Raw genomic sequence first — 14,750 nt, 5'->3', positions numbered from 1 at the left:
GGCGGGAAAAATTGGGTTTTGCGAGCGATCCCGGTCTCCCTGTCGCTTTTTAAAATGGCCGTGATCACGAAAATGCGATTAGGCCATTGGTAACAATTCGAGCTGTGGTGGATTGCCATATCTGCCAATCGTTTGATAGGCTTTCAGAAAACAACGAGCCTCTGGTCGGCAGCGAGTGGTGATCAAGAGGTCGGAGGGGACACTCGCGGAGAGAGATGATGGCACCTAGCACCTATCAAGGACCACGCGCCGATATTGAGGAACCAAGCCAACTCAGCATGTCTCAAGACGCAAGATTGGCATTTGAAAAGGCCTATTCCCAAACCGTGATTCAGGATGTCCTCGAGCAAAAGAGCGCCGAGATCTTCACCATCACTGCCAGCATGACGCTGGCCGCGGCGGTGGCGGAATTGTCTGCACGCAAAATTGGCAACATGCCAGTGATCAATCACAATGGTGGCCTTGTCGGAGTCTTGTCCGAGCGCGACGTGATTGCTGCGACCGCAGAATTGGGCGACATGGTGATGCATGATCCGGTGTCGGCCCATATGACGGCCAATCCAGAAACCTGCTCTAGTGAGGATCGGGTTCTGGATGTGATGGATCGGATGACCAAGGGGCGGTTTCGTCATATGCCCGTCATGGATGGTGACGAACTGGTCGGGATGATTTCGATCCGCGACATGGTTATCCATCGGGTGCAGGAAGTGGAGTATGAGAATCTGCGCCTCAAGCAATTGATGGTTGGCTAAAGCCCCCAATAGGATCGAAATTGGGCCGCGGGGCAGACTTGCTCCGCACCCTTGACGCGGATCGGGGTGATCTGCCTCTCAGGTTGTGGCGTATGGAGTGCGAAAGGATTTTCGCGCTCATGGCTGACAATTCCAAAGACCTCAAAGACAATGATACCTGCAAGCGGATCTGGATCATCGGCGCCAGTTCTGGCATTGGACGGGCCTTGGCGCTTGGCTATGCCAGAGCGGGGCACCGGGTCGTGGCCAGTGCGCGGCGGGCTGAACAACTCGAGGCTTTGAGCGATCAGTCCGATCGCATTGAGGCGCTGCCGCTGGACGCAACCAGAATTGAGGATCTGCGCGCGGCGGTGGACGATCTGTCTGTGCGCGATTGTCTGCCGGACCAGACGATCTATTGCGCGGCAATCTATCAACCCGGCGGCATTAGCGCCCTGAGCCATGCCGCAGCCTCGGACCATATGGCGGTGAACTATCTTGGCGCAGTTGCGCTGATCGAGGCCCTTCTGCCTGCCTTGAAAGAGCGCGGAGCGGGCAGCATTGCCATCACTGCGTCTCTTACTTCCTATTGTGGCTTACCCAATGCGGCGCTTTATGGACCGACCAAGGCGGCATTGCTCAGTCTGTGCGAAACCTTGCGGCCGGAAGTGGAACAGATGGGGCTGGGGTTGCAGGTTATCAATCCGGGCTTTGTGACGACAAGGCTGACCGAAATGAATGACTTCGAAATGCCTTTTCTGATGGACGAAGAGGAAGCCGCTGAGCGGATCATGAAGGGGCTGGACGGGAAGCGGTTCGAGATTGCCTTTCCCTCGCGGATGGCATGGCTGCTGCGCCTGCTCAGCTGGCTTCCCTATGGTCTTTATTTCACCCTGATGCGGAGGATGGTCAAATGAGCGACAGAAAAGATCGTCGACGTCAGATTGCCGGGCAATATGCCCACTATTTTGAAACGCTCACGTTGGACCGGGCCGGGGATATTGCAGCATTGCTCAGCGAGGATGTGCATTTCATAGACCCGTTCAACGATGTGCGGGGCAGAGATCAGGTCGTCCGGCTGGTTGAGAAAATGTTCGAGGATGTTGAGGATCCTCGCTTCGATATTCTCGATCTCGCCTGGACAGATGAGCTTTGTCTGATGCGCTGGGACTTTTATTGCAATGTCAAGGTGATCGGGGCCTGGCATGTGCGCGGCATGACCGAATTGCAGTTCAACGAGGAGGGGCTGATTTGCGCCCATTATGACTATTGGGACAGTGGTCGGCATTTCTATGGTCGGCTGCCGGTGATTGGCCCTCTTCTGCGTTTCCTCACTCGCAAGGCGCGGCTGGACTCTTGAGCCATTTTCAAGGACGAAAAAAAAGGGGAGGCATTTGCCTCCCCTTTTTGGTGTGCACTCAAGCGGGCTTTCTGAAGCTGTAGAGGCCGACATCGATGGTGCCATTTTCAAAGCCGGCCTCGCAATAAGACAGATAATAGAGCCACATCCGACGGAAGCGCTCATCATAGCCAAGGGCGGCAATCTTTGGCCATGCGGCAAGGAAGTTTTGTCGCCAGCGGGCCAGTGTTTTGGCATAGTCGGCACCGAATATATGCTGCTCCACCAGTTCAAGCCCGGCCTGTTCGGCATGGTCTTTCATCAGGCTCTTGGTGGGCAACATCCCACCGGGGAAAATAAAGGTCTGAATGAAGTCGGCACTGCGGCGATAGCGTTCATATTGGTCATCATGGATGGTGATGGCCTGAATGGCCGCCTGTCCGCCGGGTTTGAGACGGTCACGCAGACATTGGAAATAGACCGGCCAATTTTCCTCACCAACCGCTTCGATCATTTCGATTGACACAATGGCATCATAGGTGCCCGTCTCGTGGCGATAGTCACGCAAATGGAATCGGGCGCGGTCGCTGAACTCTTTGGTCTCGGCCCGCACGGTGGAATAGGCAAGCTGTTCGCGCGACAGCGTCAGGCCATCCACTTGGCATCCGGCGTCGGTTGCACGTTCGGCAAAGGCGCCCCAGCCGCAGCCGATTTCGAGGATATGGTCGCCCTCCTTGGCGTTGCACATGGCAAGGGCCTTGTCGAACTTGCGCCATTGGCTGATGGCCAGATCCTCGCCCGCCTTGACCCCGAGCGCTGAGGAATAAGTCATGGTGCGGTCGAGCCACAGGTCGTAGAAGTCGTTGCCCAAATCATAGTGATAGGCAATGTTGCGGCGACTGCCCTTCAGGCTGTTGGCGCGACTGAGATGCTTCAGGCGGGCAAACAGATGGGCGACCGAGCCTCGCGCCCGGATGGCTTCGAAGATCGCCCGGTTTTTCAGGCAGATGTCAAACAGGGTTGTCAGATCATCGCAGGACCATTGGGCATCCATGTAGCTTTCGGCAAGGCCAAGCGGGCCGCGCGACAGGATACGCCATAGGGTGGCATGCTGATGCACGGTCACATGGGCCGTCGGGCCGTCCGGGCTGCCTGCTCCATAGACCAGATGGCCGCCAGACGGCAGCGTGATTTCGATGCGGCCATGCTCAAAGTGCTTAAAAAGCGGGGTGAGCATTTTGTGCCAGAGGCGACACAGCCATGTGGGCAGCTTGGGCAGTGCGAGATGAGGAGCCTGCGGGAGTGGGGGATTGAGCAAGTCGTTTTCCATGGTCATGAAAGGGGTCCTTTCCCGGCAGGGGTCGGTGTAAGATTGGTTACGGGCTGGCTGGGCAGTGGTGGGCGTTTGTGAAAACGTGCCCCCTTCAGCCACAATTTCAGCGCTTCGAAATGGATCGCGGCAAGGATCTTCCAACCACCCTGCCAGAGCATGCCAGCCAGACGCAGCAAGGTGCCGGTGGTCAGCGGTTGGCGCTTGGCGGCAAAGGAGGCGGTCAGCGAGGCTGGTTGGTTGCCGGTCATGGTGATCTGATAGTTTGCCTTCTCGTCGGGCAGGCGCATGACAAATTCATAATGGCCGTCCATCGCAAGAAACGGGGAAACATAGAATTTTTTGTCTCCGCCATGGCGCAGACGGGAATCGGGACCTGTCTCGATCGATGACTGATCCACGCGATAAAGATAGTGATGACGCTGACCAAAGGTGTTGCGAACCTGATAGAGAATGGCCTGCAAGTGGTCGTTTTCATCGCAGCAAAAGAAGATCGACAAGGGGTTGAAGGCGTGGCCGAGAAAGCGCGGGAAGGCCAGCAGTGAGATGCGCGTGGGCAGTACCTCTTGCAGCTTGTACTGACCGGATGTCCGCAGGCAATGCAGCACGAATCCTTCCAGCGACGGAAAGCCTTCATCCATGTGATCTGTCTCATGAAAAGAGAAGAGATTGAAGCGATTGATCGAGAAGAAAGGCGAAGCCTTGGCCGCGTCATCCATCCGGTGGAGCGGCAGCAGCAGGCAGGCCACTCTATAGACCAACCGATGATCGGCCTGACCCTGCCGCACATGGCTGACACGACCGCGATAAAGGCAAGGCTCAGGGCTGAACTGCAAGGGGTGCGTGTTGCTCATTCTGCCGCCGCCTTTCGTGCTTGCGGCGTGAAGGGGGCAAGGCGATCCAAGCCGGACTCACTGAGGTGAATGCGGCCCGATGGATTGTCCACTTGCCATGGTCGCGCCATGCCGCCCAATTGCTCGGCGACCGCAAGGCCGGATTGCAGGCCATCTTCGTGGAAGCCATAGCCGAAATAAGCGCCGCAAAACCAGGTGCGCTTTTTGCCCTGAAGGGTCCAGAGATGCTTCTGGGCCTCCATCGCTTCCAGCGAATAGACCGGGTGATGATAAATGCTTGAGCGCAGGATCGAGCCCTCTGCGGGCGGGGTGATCGGGTTGAGGGTGACGAACAGATCTTCTTCTGTGTCGAGGGGCTGAAGATTGTTCATCCAGTAGGTGACGGACAATTGAGCCTCTTCGCCCTGACCGCTCTTGTCGCTTTGCTGCAAATAGTTCCAACTGGCCCAGGCAGCCTTGCGTCGGGGCATCAGGCGGGAATCTGTATGAAGAATGGCAAGATTGCGCTGATAAGGAATTGCGGAGAGCAAAGCCTGTTCCTCGGCGCTAGCCTCGCCGTTGCCCGATGACAGAATGCGCAGCGCCTGATCGGAATGGCAGGCCAGCACCACATGGTCATAGCGCTTCTCGGTCCCGTGGCGGGTATAGAGCGTCACCGAGCCGGGGCGGCGGTCGATTTCCGCAATGGCGGCATTGAGGTGGATCTCACCTGAAATGCCAGCGGCCAGCCGGTCGACATAGGCGCGAGATCCGCTGGGGACTGTGCGCCATTGCGGTCGGTCCCGAAACTGGACGAGGCCGTGATTGACACAGAACCGCATGAAGGCGGAGAAAGGGAATTTCAGCATTTGTTCGGATGGCACCGACCAGATGGCAGCCCCCATGGGCATCAGATGCTCACGAATGAAGACCTCGGAATAGCCTTTCTCCGAGAGATAAGCGCCAAGGGTGACGTCAAGGTCCGGGTTGGCGGCAAACTCTTCGGTGGCTTCGGCATAGAAGCGGCGGATGTCAGCAAGCATTTTCAGAAAACGCGGATTGAGCATGTTGCTCGGCTTGGCAAACAGGCCGCGCAGACCGGTGCCGGAATATTCCTGCTTGCCATTCGCCAGCGAGACCGAGAAGGACATATCGGAATCTGCTGTCTCAACGCCGATATGATCAAACAGGGCGGTTAGGTTGGGGTAGGTGTGCTCATTATAGACGATGAAGCCGGTATCCACGGCGACGGGGGCACCATTGAGCTCGATCTGTTGTGTATTGGCGTGTCCGCCAAGGCGATCGTCTTTTTCAAACAGGTCGACTTTGTGATTGTGCGATAGTAGCCAGGCTGCGGACAACCCCGCTACCCCTGATCCGATGACTGCGATATCCATCTGTTTCTCCGAGCGTTTTACCCTTATTCGAAGACCCGCCTTCATCAGATCACCGAAATCGAATGCAATCATTAGGCGATAAGTCGTAGACGACCTGTTCTGCAGTGGATGATTATTGTGATCCAATTATCTATCTGCGGAGTATCAGTCTTCGAACGGCTTTTTAGGTGGATTTGGCAATGTCATTGAGGCAACCTTTGCGAAAAGGATCAAGTGGAGGCGAGGTTATGACCTCTGGCCAGTTCAATGCCATGCTCGTATCAGTCGGGAACGACAAGGACAGACCCGCTTTTCGGGCGCTGTTCGATCATTTCGCCCCCAGACTGAAGAGTTTTTATCTCAAGGCGGGCACCAACCCGCAAATGGCAGAGGAACTGGTTCAGGAAACCTTCGCCCAGATTTGGCGAAAAGCCCATTTGTATGACCCCGGCAAGGCTGCGGCATCGACGTGGATTTTCACCATCGCACGAAACCAGCGCATCGACCGTTTGCGATCGGAAAAAAGCTTCGTCTACAAGGACCAGGACTATTTCGCTTCGCAGCTGGTGTTCGATGAGGAACAGACTCAAGACGTGCATAGAAGTGAGCTGGCGGATCGGGTATCCAAGGCGCTCGCGCTGCTTCCTGCCAATCAGGCGGAGATTGTCAGTATGGCTTTTTATGAAGAAGCCACGCATGCCGACATTGCCAAGAAGCTGTCCTTGCCCCTTGGGACCGTGAAGTCCCGCATGCGGTTGGCCTTTGGACGGCTGAGGAAGATTTTGTCAGAGGTAGAAGCATGATTCACCATCATTTGAGTGATGAAATGATTTTGGCCTATGCTGCCGGTTCGCTGCCTGTCGGGCATGCGTTGCTGGTGGCGTGTCATTTGGAAGTGTGCCCGCATTGCGCTGCCCGCGTTGCCGAGGCCGAGGCGATTGGTGGCGCGATGCTCAATCAATGCGAGGATATGGTCGTCTCGGACGATCTGTTCGACCGCATGATGGCGTCGATTGATGAGGACGAGAGCTTGCAACAGGGATCGACCTTCCCTGAAGCCCCATTCAACCGTCCCGGTATGGATCTGGCCCAATCGGCAGCCCCGCCCGCTCTGGGGTCATCGCTGATGCCGACCAAACTGGCGGCTGTGATCGGTGATGATATTGAAGCCATTCGCTGGCGGGCTGTTGGTCCGGGGATCAAGCAATTTGTCCTGCCGATGCAAGGGTCGGAAGGGGAAACGGTGCGATTGCTGAAATTGTCGCCCGGCTTCATCACCCCTGAACACAGCCACAATGGCAGCGAATTGACGATGGTGCTGAAGGGCTCTTTCAGCGATGAGTCCGGTCGCTATCGGGTTGGCGATATTCAGGATGCGGACGATTCGGTGCACCATCAGCCGATGGCCGATACGGAAGAGGAGTGCATTTGCCTCACGGTGACCGATGCGCCGCTGGAATTCAAAGGGATGATCACCCGTTTGCTTCAGCCGATCATCGGGATTTGATGGCGCCATGCCACGCAATATCACAGTCATTGGTGCATCAGGTGCCATTGGGCGAGCGTTTGCCGAGCAAGCGCTCGATCGCTTCCCTGACGCTATTTTGCATGTGGTCAGCCGCTCCGAGATGGGCGGCTTCACCACAAAGCATAGTCAGCGGCTTTATCAGCATTGCGGTTTTGATCTGGAGAATGAAGCCTTGGTAGAGGCTGCCTGCAAGGCTTGTCTGGCCGATGGGCAGCCGGATCTGGTGCTGATTGCCACCGGGGTTCTGCATGGGGATGGCTTTGCGCCCGAACGCCGTCTGCAAGATCTCGATCCGTCGGCTTTCGCCAAGGTGTTGGCGCTCAATCTAATTGGGCCGAGCCTGATCCTCAAACATCTGCTGCCGCGGCTGGACCGCTCCGGTCCTGTGCGGATCGGGGTGATCAGTGCGCGGGTCGGCTCGATTTCCGACAATCATCTTGGCGGCTGGTATAGCTACCGCGCCTCGAAGGCTGCGCTCAATATGATGGTCAAGTCTGCCTCGATTGAGTTATTCCGGCGCAACAAAGAGGCTGTGCTGGTCGGGCTGCATCCCGGAACGGTGGATAGTGCTCTCTCGCAGCCATTTCAGAAATCTGTTCCAGAGGGAAAGCTCTTTACGCCCGCGCATTCGGCGGCTTGCCTGATGGATGTGTTGCTGAGCCGGAATGTACGCCATACCGGGCGCTGCTATGATTGGGCGGGGAAGGAAATAGAGCCATGACAGAGATCGCCATTCACTGGTTCCGGCAGGATTTGCGCCTTGGTGACAATCCTGCTTTGACCAAGGCCGTCGAAGCGGGGGCTTTGCTGCCAATCTTTATTCTCGATGATGAGGCGGCGGGTGACCACAGCGTGGGCGGCGCGCGGCGCTGGTGGCTGCACAAATCGCTGGAAGACCTCAATCGCCAGCTTCATGGCCATTTACGGCTCTATCGCGGCAAGGCGGAGGAGATCGTGCCGCGTCTGGCCGCGCTTTATGGGGCCAAATGCGTCAGCTGGACCCGCTGTTATGAACCTTGGCGGATCAAGCGCGATAAGGCGATTGCCGAGCAACTCAAATCCATGGGTTGCGAGAATCTGCGGCTGAATGGGTCGCTTCTTTGGGAGCCATGGACCATCAGCAAAGCAGACAAGACGCCATACCGGGTCTTTACGCCCTTCTTCCGCAAGGGCTGCCTGCAAGCACCACCACCGCCAGAGCCGATTGCTGCACCCGAAGGGATCGACTATTGCGCGGCAAAGGCTGACGACGGGGCTGTGGCTCTTGACACGCTTGGGCTGATGCCGTCCATCCCTTGGCACAAAGAGATGGATAGCCTTTGGGATGTGAGCGAGGCGGGCGCTCTGGATGTGTTGGAGACCTTTCTCTCCGGCGGCCTCAAAGGCTATAAGGAAGGGCGGAATTTCCCGGCCAAACGCCATGTTTCCCGGCTTTCACCCTATCTGGCGAATGGCCAGATTTCACCAAACCAGATTTGGCATGCGGCCAGTGATGTGGGCGATGATGCGCCGTCAAATGACCTTGATCATTTCCGTAGCGAGCTGGCTTGGCGGGAATTTTCCTATCATCTGCTGTTTCACAATCCAGATCTGCCCCATCAGCCTTTGCAAGAAAAATACAAGGCCTTTGACTGGGTCGATGCGCCGGGCTGGCTGACTGCCTGGCAACAGGGGCAGACGGGCATTCCGATTGTCGATGCGGGCATGCGCGAGCTGTGGCGCACAGGCTATATGCACAATCGGGTGCGGATGATTGTTGGCTCGTTTCTGGTCAAGAATCTGCGGCTTGACTGGCGGTTGGGGGAAGCATGGTTCTGGGATTGTCTGCTGGACGCGGATCTGGCCAACAACAGCGCCAGTTGGCAGTGGATTTCCGGCTGCGGGGCAGACGCCGCGCCCTATTTCCGGGTGTTCAATCCGGTCCTGCAAGGGGAGAAGTTTGACAAGGCGGGGGACTATACCCGCCACTATGTGCCTGAACTGGCCGATCTGCCCGACAAATTCCTGTTCAAACCTTGGGACGCACCTTTGCTGGTTTTGAAGGAGGCAGGCGTTTCGCTTGGCAAGACTTATCCGATGCCCATCGTCGATTTGAAACAGAGCCGCGAGGCGGCCCTCTTGGCCTTTCAAGCACTCGGCGAGACTAGTCCTGAAGAAGTGCTTTCTTCTCAGAGGTGAAGCGGGTTAGGGTGATCTTCCAAAGCTGGCCATAGCGGCAATCAGACCAGTGCCAGCGGGGAGGACACTATGCTGGAAAAGAAAGACAGCTACCGGGATACCTATCAGGCATTCCGGTGGGACATTCCTGACATCTATAATATGGGGGTCGATGTTTGCGACAAGTGGGCGCAATCAGACCCTGACCGTTTGGCCATCCACGAAGTCTCTGAAAAGAAACTGAGCCGGGATCTCAGTTTTGGGGCGATGCGGGATATGTCAAACCGTCTTGCCAATCGCCTGAAGCATCATGGTATTCGCGGTATGGAGCGCCCCGGCGATGTGGGCGACCGGATTGGTGTTCTGCTGCCTCAATGCCTTGAGACTGCCGTTGCGCATATCGCGGCGTGGAAAATGGGCTGCGTGTCGCTGCCTCTTTTCTCGTTGTTTGGCGAAGAAGCGCTGGTGCATCGGCTAAAGGATTCCGGCGCGCGCGCTGTGATCACCAACCGGGAAGGGGCGCGCAAGATCGCTTCGCTGCGCAATGATTTGCCCGAGTTGGCGCTGGTGCTCTCGATTGACGGGATCGATATTGGTGCCTTTGGGTTCCATGTTGAAATCCAGCAGGAAAGCCCGGTCTTTGAACCGGTCGTTACCCGTGCCGATGATCCGGCTTTGTTGATTTATACGTCCGGGACAACCGGGCTGCCCAAAGGAGCCTTGCATGGGCATCGTGTGCTGCTTGGCCATTTGCCGGGGGTGGAAATGCATCATGATTTTCTTCCCCTTCCGGGAGACAAGGTCTGGACACCGGCGGACTGGGCGTGGATTGGCGGCTTGATGGATGTCTTGATGCCGGCTTTGCATCTGGGTTTGCCTGTGGTCGCGGGGCGGGTGGAGAAATTCACTGGCGAGTGGGCTTTTGATTTCATCCATAAGCAAGGCATCCGCAATGCCTTCCTGCCGCCGACGGCGCTCAAGCTGATGCGGCAGGTGCCCGAGGCCAAACGACCGACTGTACGGATGCGCTCGGTGGGCAGTGGTGGCGAAGCGCTGGGGCATGAATTGCTCGATTGGGGCCGTGAGGTTCTGGGCGTCACGATCAACGAATTTTATGGCCAGACCGAATGCAACGTGGTGCTGTCTTCTTGCTCGTCTTTGGGGGTGAACAAGACCGGCTTCATTGGCAAGGCGGTGCCGGGGCATGTGGTCGAGGTGATTGATGACCAGACCGGCGACGTGATGCCAGCCGGTGAGCAGGGGGCGATTGCCGTTTTGTCGCCGGATCCGGTGATGTTCTTGCGCTATTGGAACCGTCCGGATGCCACGGCCGAGAAATATCTCGATGGCCCAAGGGGCAAGCGCTGGCTGTTGACCGGGGATCAGGGCCTCAAGGATGACGAGGGTTATATCCAGTTTGTTGGCCGGGATGACGATGTCATCGGCTCGGCTGGCTATCGGATCGGTCCTGTCGAGGTGGAAGACTGTCTGTTGCAGCATCCTGCGGTGCAGATGGCAGGTGTCGTCGCCAAGCCCGACCCGATGCGCAACAGCGTTGTTGCCGCCTATATCCTGCTGTCAGACAACTATGAGCCGAGCGATGATTTGGCCGACGAGATCGCCCAATTTGTCAAACATCGGTTGGCAGCGCATGAATATCCGCGTGTGGTGCGCTTCATCGAAGAAATGCCGATGACCACCAGCGGCAAGATCATCCGTGCAAGCCTGAGGGCAATGGCAGAAGCCGAAGCCAAGGCGGAGCAAGAAGCTAAGGTCTGAGAAAGACGCAATGAAAAAGGCTGGCGGGTGCCAGCCTTTTTGGGTTGGATCTGTGAGGTTGCTAGCGTATGCGGGCCTCGGTGGCGGCATCAAACACCATGGCACGATCGATTTCGATGGCGAGGCCGACACGGTCGCCATTCTTGGCTGGTGCTTCTTCTCCGGCTTCGACGGTGATCCGCTCGCCATTGTCGGCGCGCAAATAGACATAGGACACGCCACCAAGAGATTCGGAATGTTCGACCATATGGGTGCTGCCTGATGGATCGATCTTGATATGCTGGGGGCGAACGCCAACGATTACGTCTTTCTGGGCATCGGTCAGGCTGGATGGTGGCGCCAGATGGTCGATGCCGAAGCCTTCCACCCGGATGCCGCCAGCCGCAAAGGTGCCCGCGCAGAAATTCATCGAAGGTGAGCCAATGAAGCCCGCAACAAAGCGATTGTCAGGATCGCGGTAAAGATCCATCGGCGCACCGACCTGTTCGATTTTGCCAGCGCGCAGCACGACGATCTTGTCGGCCAGGGTCATGGCTTCGACCTGATCATGGGTCACATAGATCATGGTCGCGCCGATTTCCTTGTGCAGGCGGGCGATCTCGACACGCATTTCGACGCGCAATTCGGCGTCGAGGTTGGACAGGGGTTCGTCAAACAGGAAGACTTCTGGCCCGCGGACGATGGCCCGGCCAATGGCGACACGCTGGCGCTGGCCGCCGGACAGGGCCTTGGGTTTGCGCTTGAGATAGTCATCCAACCGGAGAATGCGCGAGGCTTCGGTCACCTTGGCGTTGATCTCCTCCTTCGGAAAGCCATTCATTTTGAGACCAAAACCCATATTTTCCGCAACCGTCATATGCGGGTAAAGGGCATAGGTCTGAAACACCATGGCGACACCACGCTCGGCAGGGTCCATTTTGGTGACGTCGCGTTCGCCGATATGGATGGTGCCTTCTGTGGTCTCCTCCAGACCGGCAATCATCCGCAGAAGTGTCGACTTGCCGCAACCCGATGGCCCGACAAAGACACAGAATTCCCCGTCAGCAATGTCGAGGTCGACGCCATGGATGACTTGAACCTGCGTGAATTTCTTGACGGTGTTGCGGAGCTTCAGTCCTGACATGGTGTTGTTTCCTCCTGATCAGCCCGGATGAGAGCTGCGATTGTTTTAGTGCCTTCCTGCCTTGGAGCCGTGTCGGGCGTCAAGCGTCGGGAAAATGCCAGTTGGTGGCTTCTTCGGCGATGGTCTTGGCTGTTCGTTTCAAGCGCGGTGCCAGCAACTCGAGCGCCTCCAGGCTCGAACGCTGGGTGGAGCTTGTTACCGACAGAGCGCCCAGCACATTGTCTTGATTGGTGATGATCGGCACGGCGACGCAAATGATGGTTGGCTCATGCTCTTCGCGGTCAAAGGCATGGCCCGCTGTGCGGATTTCGACCAGTTCAGCCTTCAGGCTGTCAATATCGCGCAAGGTGTGCGGTGTGAAGACATGGAAACTCTGCTGCGAGAGGACTGTCGACAATTGCGGTTCGTGCAGATAGGCCAACATCGCTTTACCGACACCGGTGCAGTAGGCCGGGCCGATTTTGCCCGCTTGACTATACATGGCGATGGGCTGTCGGGCGTTGCGCTTGTCGACATAGAGCACATGACCGGAATCCAGCTGTGCCAGATGCACGGTTTCGCCGATGTCGAGGCTGAGCTGGTCGAGATAGGGGCGGGCGATCGGTGCCAGCGATGTCTGGCGCCACGCGGCATGAGCCAAACGCACCAGCCGAAAGCCGGGGCTATATGTCTGGCGCTCCGGGTCATAGCTCAGCATGTTCTGATTGGTCAGGGTTTGCACAAAGCGATAAAGGGTGGCTTTGGGATAGCGACTGCCTTCGAGCAGTTCGGCAAAGCGAACCGGACGGCCAAAGCCTGCCACCTGATCGAGCACATCAAGGGCTTTGCCGACTGTGCCATCAGCGGTCTTGACCGGGGTGGCGGACCTTTTTTCATCCATCACAGCCATCTCATGTCTCCCAGCTTTCACCGGCCAGCTTGCCTTGATATCTGCCCGCAAACACAGCCTGTCGTGCCTGCTTGTAGCTGGCGCTAGCGGACAGGTAGAGCGGCCCGAAACCGGTGTCTTTTTAATTGTTGCTGTTGACAAGGTGTAGCCGTTTGGCGTTATGATTGCAATATGTAAAACCAAGTTTCAATAGTTGGAACCCATAGGGAGGACAAAATGCGTTCCATGCTCAAGACAACTTTGGCAGCTCTTGCCACAACTGCGATGATTGCGGTGCCAGCGATGGCGGAAGGTCTTACGGGGGATTTGAAGATCTTTCTCGATACGTCAAACCCGGCGCCGCGGGCGACCATGGAAGACATGATTGCGCGCTTCCAGGCCAAGAATCCGGATTTGCAGATCGAAACCACGATCATTGATCGCGAAGCCTACAAAACCCAGATCCGCAACTTCCTGACCGCCAATGCGCCGGACGTTGCCACATGGTATGCCGCCAACCGGATGAAGCCTTATGTGGATGCGGGGCTGTTTGATGATGTGTCCGATCTTTGGAAAGAAGATCTGTTTGCCACCAAACTGGCCCCTTCCAAAGCCGCTCTGACCCTTGATGGCAAGCAGTGGGGCGTGCCTTATTCCTTCTATCAGTGGGGCATCTATTATCGTCAGGACATCTACAAGGAACTGGGTCTGAGCGAGCCAAAAACCTTTGCCGACATGAAGTCCAACTGCCAGAAAATTCTCGATAGTGGCCGTAAATGCTTCACGATCGGTACCAAGTTCCTTTGGACTGCTGCGGGCTGGTTCGACTATCTCAACATGCGCACCAACGGCTTCGAATTCCATATCGACCTGCTGCAGGGCAATGTGCCGTGGACCGATGATCGGGTGAAAGCGACATTCGCCAATTGGCGCGAGCTGATCGACATGGGCGCCTATGTCGACAATCACACCTCTTACAGCTGGCAGGAGGCATTGCCCTTCATGGTCAAAGGGGAAGCGGCGGCCTATCTGATGGGCAACTTCGCCGTGGCACCTTTGCGTGAAGCTGGTCTTGATGACAGCAAGCTCGATTTCTACAAGTTCCCGGTGATCACCGAAGGCGTCAGCGACGGTGAAGATGCGCCAATGGATACCTTCCATATTCCGGCGCAGGCCAAGAATAAGGACAATGCCCGGGCTTTCCTGCGCTATGTGGCCGATGCTGAAAACCAGACCATCATCAACAAGCAGCTGGGCCAGTTGCCGGTCAATGCCGACAGCTCGGTGGCCGACGACAAGTTCCTTCAGGAAGGCTCACCGATGCTGAATGCGGCTGATGGTGTGGCGCAGTTCTTCGACCGTGATGCTCCGGCTGAAATGGCCAAGGTTGCGATGGATGGTTTCCAGAAATTCATGGTCAAGCCAGACCAGCTGGATCGTATCCTCAATCAGCTCGAACGCGCTCGCAAGCGTATCTACAAGTAAATTGTAGCCATGCAAAACCACTGAGATGACAACCCTGTCACCCGGTCCGACCTTTGGGTCGTGGCCGGGTGGTGTGGTCGGATTGCGTATACCCGGCGCACCGATGCTGTCATTCCAGTCCGGTTTGCTGTCCGTCTCATTGTTCCCGACGTCTGAATGCCCCGTCAGACTGCTCATCTGACGGCCTCGTCTGGCCGCATC

Annotated in this window: 14 protein-coding genes; 9 read left to right on the top strand and 5 right to left on the bottom strand. The window is 56.9% G+C overall.

The annotated features are described in order from the left end of the window. Nucleotides 1-218 precede the first annotated feature (218 nt). The 3 genes from DSD30_RS09260 to DSD30_RS09250 all read left to right on the top strand — a co-directional run bounded on the left by DSD30_RS09260 (nucleotide 219) and on the right by DSD30_RS09250 (nucleotide 2,091). Nucleotides 219-752 carry a CBS domain-containing protein gene (locus DSD30_RS09260; RefSeq protein WP_171021917.1) on the top strand — a complete coding sequence of 178 codons (534 nt, stop codon included), beginning with the start codon at nucleotides 219-221 and terminating at the stop codon, nucleotides 750-752. Between the two features lie 119 nt (nucleotides 753-871). Continuing rightward, on the top strand, nucleotides 872-1,648 hold the full coding sequence (locus DSD30_RS09255; protein ID WP_114009334.1) for an SDR family NAD(P)-dependent oxidoreductase: 777 nt from the start codon (nucleotides 872-874) through the stop codon (nucleotides 1,646-1,648). Next, a complete protein-coding gene (locus DSD30_RS09250) occupies nucleotides 1,645-2,091 on the top strand; it encodes a nuclear transport factor 2 family protein (RefSeq protein WP_157967628.1) in 447 nt (148 codons plus the stop codon). The genes DSD30_RS09255 and DSD30_RS09250 overlap by 4 nt, the downstream gene beginning before the upstream one ends. 58 nt (nucleotides 2,092-2,149) lie before the next feature. On the opposite strand, the gene DSD30_RS09245 is transcribed toward DSD30_RS09250, so the two are convergent. Genes DSD30_RS09245 through DSD30_RS09235 form a run of 3 tightly spaced genes read right to left on the bottom strand, consistent with a single transcriptional unit; the run spans nucleotide 2,150 to nucleotide 5,630 of the window. After that, nucleotides 2,150-3,406 (bottom strand): SAM-dependent methyltransferase, encoded by a 1,257-nt coding sequence (locus DSD30_RS09245; RefSeq protein ID WP_114009332.1) that lies wholly within the window; start codon nucleotides 3,404-3,406, stop codon nucleotides 2,150-2,152. Then, nucleotides 3,403-4,254 carry a DUF1365 domain-containing protein gene (locus DSD30_RS09240; protein ID WP_114009331.1) on the bottom strand — a complete coding sequence of 284 codons (852 nt, stop codon included), beginning with the start codon at nucleotides 4,252-4,254 and terminating at the stop codon, nucleotides 3,403-3,405. The genes DSD30_RS09245 and DSD30_RS09240 overlap by 4 nt, the downstream gene beginning before the upstream one ends. Further along, on the bottom strand, nucleotides 4,251-5,630 hold the full coding sequence (locus tag DSD30_RS09235; protein WP_114009697.1) for an NAD(P)/FAD-dependent oxidoreductase: 1,380 nt from the start codon (nucleotides 5,628-5,630) through the stop codon (nucleotides 4,251-4,253). Before DSD30_RS09235 ends, DSD30_RS09240 begins: the two co-directional genes overlap by 4 nt. 227 nt (nucleotides 5,631-5,857) lie before the next feature. Here DSD30_RS09235 and DSD30_RS09230 point away from each other — a divergent pair, with 227 nt between their 5' ends. The 5 genes from DSD30_RS09230 to DSD30_RS09210 all read left to right on the top strand — a co-directional run bounded on the left by DSD30_RS09230 (nucleotide 5,858) and on the right by DSD30_RS09210 (nucleotide 11,073). After that, entirely contained in the window at nucleotides 5,858-6,412 is a 555-nt protein-coding gene (locus DSD30_RS09230) for a sigma-70 family RNA polymerase sigma factor (protein WP_114009330.1), read from the top strand. After that, nucleotides 6,409-7,116 (top strand): ChrR family anti-sigma-E factor, encoded by a 708-nt coding sequence (locus DSD30_RS09225; RefSeq protein ID WP_114009329.1) that lies wholly within the window; start codon nucleotides 6,409-6,411, stop codon nucleotides 7,114-7,116. The genes DSD30_RS09230 and DSD30_RS09225 overlap by 4 nt, the downstream gene beginning before the upstream one ends. A gap of 7 nt (nucleotides 7,117-7,123) precedes the next feature. Continuing rightward, nucleotides 7,124-7,858, top strand: coding sequence for an SDR family NAD(P)-dependent oxidoreductase (locus DSD30_RS09220; protein ID WP_114009328.1), 735 nt, complete (start codon nucleotides 7,124-7,126; stop codon nucleotides 7,856-7,858). Beyond that, complete coding sequence (locus tag DSD30_RS09215; protein WP_114009327.1) at nucleotides 7,855-9,315, top strand: cryptochrome/photolyase family protein; 1,461 nt, start codon at nucleotides 7,855-7,857, stop codon at nucleotides 9,313-9,315. Before DSD30_RS09220 ends, DSD30_RS09215 begins: the two co-directional genes overlap by 4 nt. Nucleotides 9,316-9,384: 69 nt before the next feature. Further along, nucleotides 9,385-11,073, top strand: a complete 1,689-nt coding sequence (locus DSD30_RS09210) for an AMP-binding protein (protein WP_114009326.1) — start codon at nucleotides 9,385-9,387, stop codon at nucleotides 11,071-11,073. Between the two features lie 61 nt (nucleotides 11,074-11,134). Here the strand turns inward: DSD30_RS09210 and DSD30_RS09205 are convergent, their stop codons facing one another. Further along, nucleotides 11,135-12,196 (bottom strand): ABC transporter ATP-binding protein, encoded by a 1,062-nt coding sequence (locus DSD30_RS09205; RefSeq protein WP_114009325.1) that lies wholly within the window; start codon nucleotides 12,194-12,196, stop codon nucleotides 11,135-11,137. A gap of 79 nt (nucleotides 12,197-12,275) precedes the next feature. Beyond that, entirely contained in the window at nucleotides 12,276-13,085 is an 810-nt protein-coding gene (locus DSD30_RS09200; protein ID WP_198662884.1) for an IclR family transcriptional regulator, read from the bottom strand. 216 nt (nucleotides 13,086-13,301) lie between these two features. On the opposite strand from DSD30_RS09200, the gene DSD30_RS09195 reads away from it, so the two are divergent. Beyond that, on the top strand, nucleotides 13,302-14,549 hold the full coding sequence (locus DSD30_RS09195; protein ID WP_114009324.1) for an ABC transporter substrate-binding protein: 1,248 nt from the start codon (nucleotides 13,302-13,304) through the stop codon (nucleotides 14,547-14,549). Nucleotides 14,550-14,750 lie beyond the last annotated feature (201 nt).

It is taken from the genome of Cohaesibacter intestini, assembly GCF_003324485.1.
Classification (GTDB): Bacteria; Pseudomonadota; Alphaproteobacteria; order Rhizobiales; family Cohaesibacteraceae; genus Cohaesibacter; species Cohaesibacter intestini.
Note: the sequence above shows the minus strand (reverse complement) of the source record. Positions and strands in the feature narration are given on the sequence as shown.

Excerpts from the sequence above, each read along its gene's own strand:
- DSD30_RS09260 (WP_171021917.1), top strand. The coding sequence starts at position 219 with ATGGCACCTAGCACCTATCAAGGACCACGCGCCGATATTGAGGAACCA.
- DSD30_RS09255 (WP_114009334.1), top strand. The coding sequence starts at position 872 with ATGGCTGACAATTCCAAAGACCTCAAAGACAATGATACCTGCAAGCGG.
- DSD30_RS09250 (WP_157967628.1), top strand. The coding sequence starts at position 1,645 with ATGAGCGACAGAAAAGATCGTCGACGTCAGATTGCCGGGCAATATGCC.
- DSD30_RS09245 (WP_114009332.1), bottom strand. The coding sequence starts at position 3,406 with ATGACCATGGAAAACGACTTGCTCAATCCCCCACTCCCGCAGGCTCCT.
- DSD30_RS09240 (WP_114009331.1), bottom strand. The coding sequence starts at position 4,254 with ATGAGCAACACGCACCCCTTGCAGTTCAGCCCTGAGCCTTGCCTTTAT.
- DSD30_RS09235 (WP_114009697.1), bottom strand. The coding sequence starts at position 5,630 with ATGGATATCGCAGTCATCGGATCAGGGGTAGCGGGGTTGTCCGCAGCC.
- DSD30_RS09230 (WP_114009330.1), top strand. The coding sequence starts at position 5,858 with ATGACCTCTGGCCAGTTCAATGCCATGCTCGTATCAGTCGGGAACGAC.
- DSD30_RS09225 (WP_114009329.1), top strand. The coding sequence starts at position 6,409 with ATGATTCACCATCATTTGAGTGATGAAATGATTTTGGCCTATGCTGCC.
- DSD30_RS09220 (WP_114009328.1), top strand. The coding sequence starts at position 7,124 with ATGCCACGCAATATCACAGTCATTGGTGCATCAGGTGCCATTGGGCGA.
- DSD30_RS09215 (WP_114009327.1), top strand. The coding sequence starts at position 7,855 with ATGACAGAGATCGCCATTCACTGGTTCCGGCAGGATTTGCGCCTTGGT.
- DSD30_RS09210 (WP_114009326.1), top strand. The coding sequence starts at position 9,385 with ATGCTGGAAAAGAAAGACAGCTACCGGGATACCTATCAGGCATTCCGG.
- DSD30_RS09205 (WP_114009325.1), bottom strand. The coding sequence starts at position 12,196 with ATGTCAGGACTGAAGCTCCGCAACACCGTCAAGAAATTCACGCAGGTT.
- DSD30_RS09200 (WP_198662884.1), bottom strand. The coding sequence starts at position 13,085 with ATGGCTGTGATGGATGAAAAAAGGTCCGCCACCCCGGTCAAGACCGCT.
- DSD30_RS09195 (WP_114009324.1), top strand. The coding sequence starts at position 13,302 with ATGCGTTCCATGCTCAAGACAACTTTGGCAGCTCTTGCCACAACTGCG.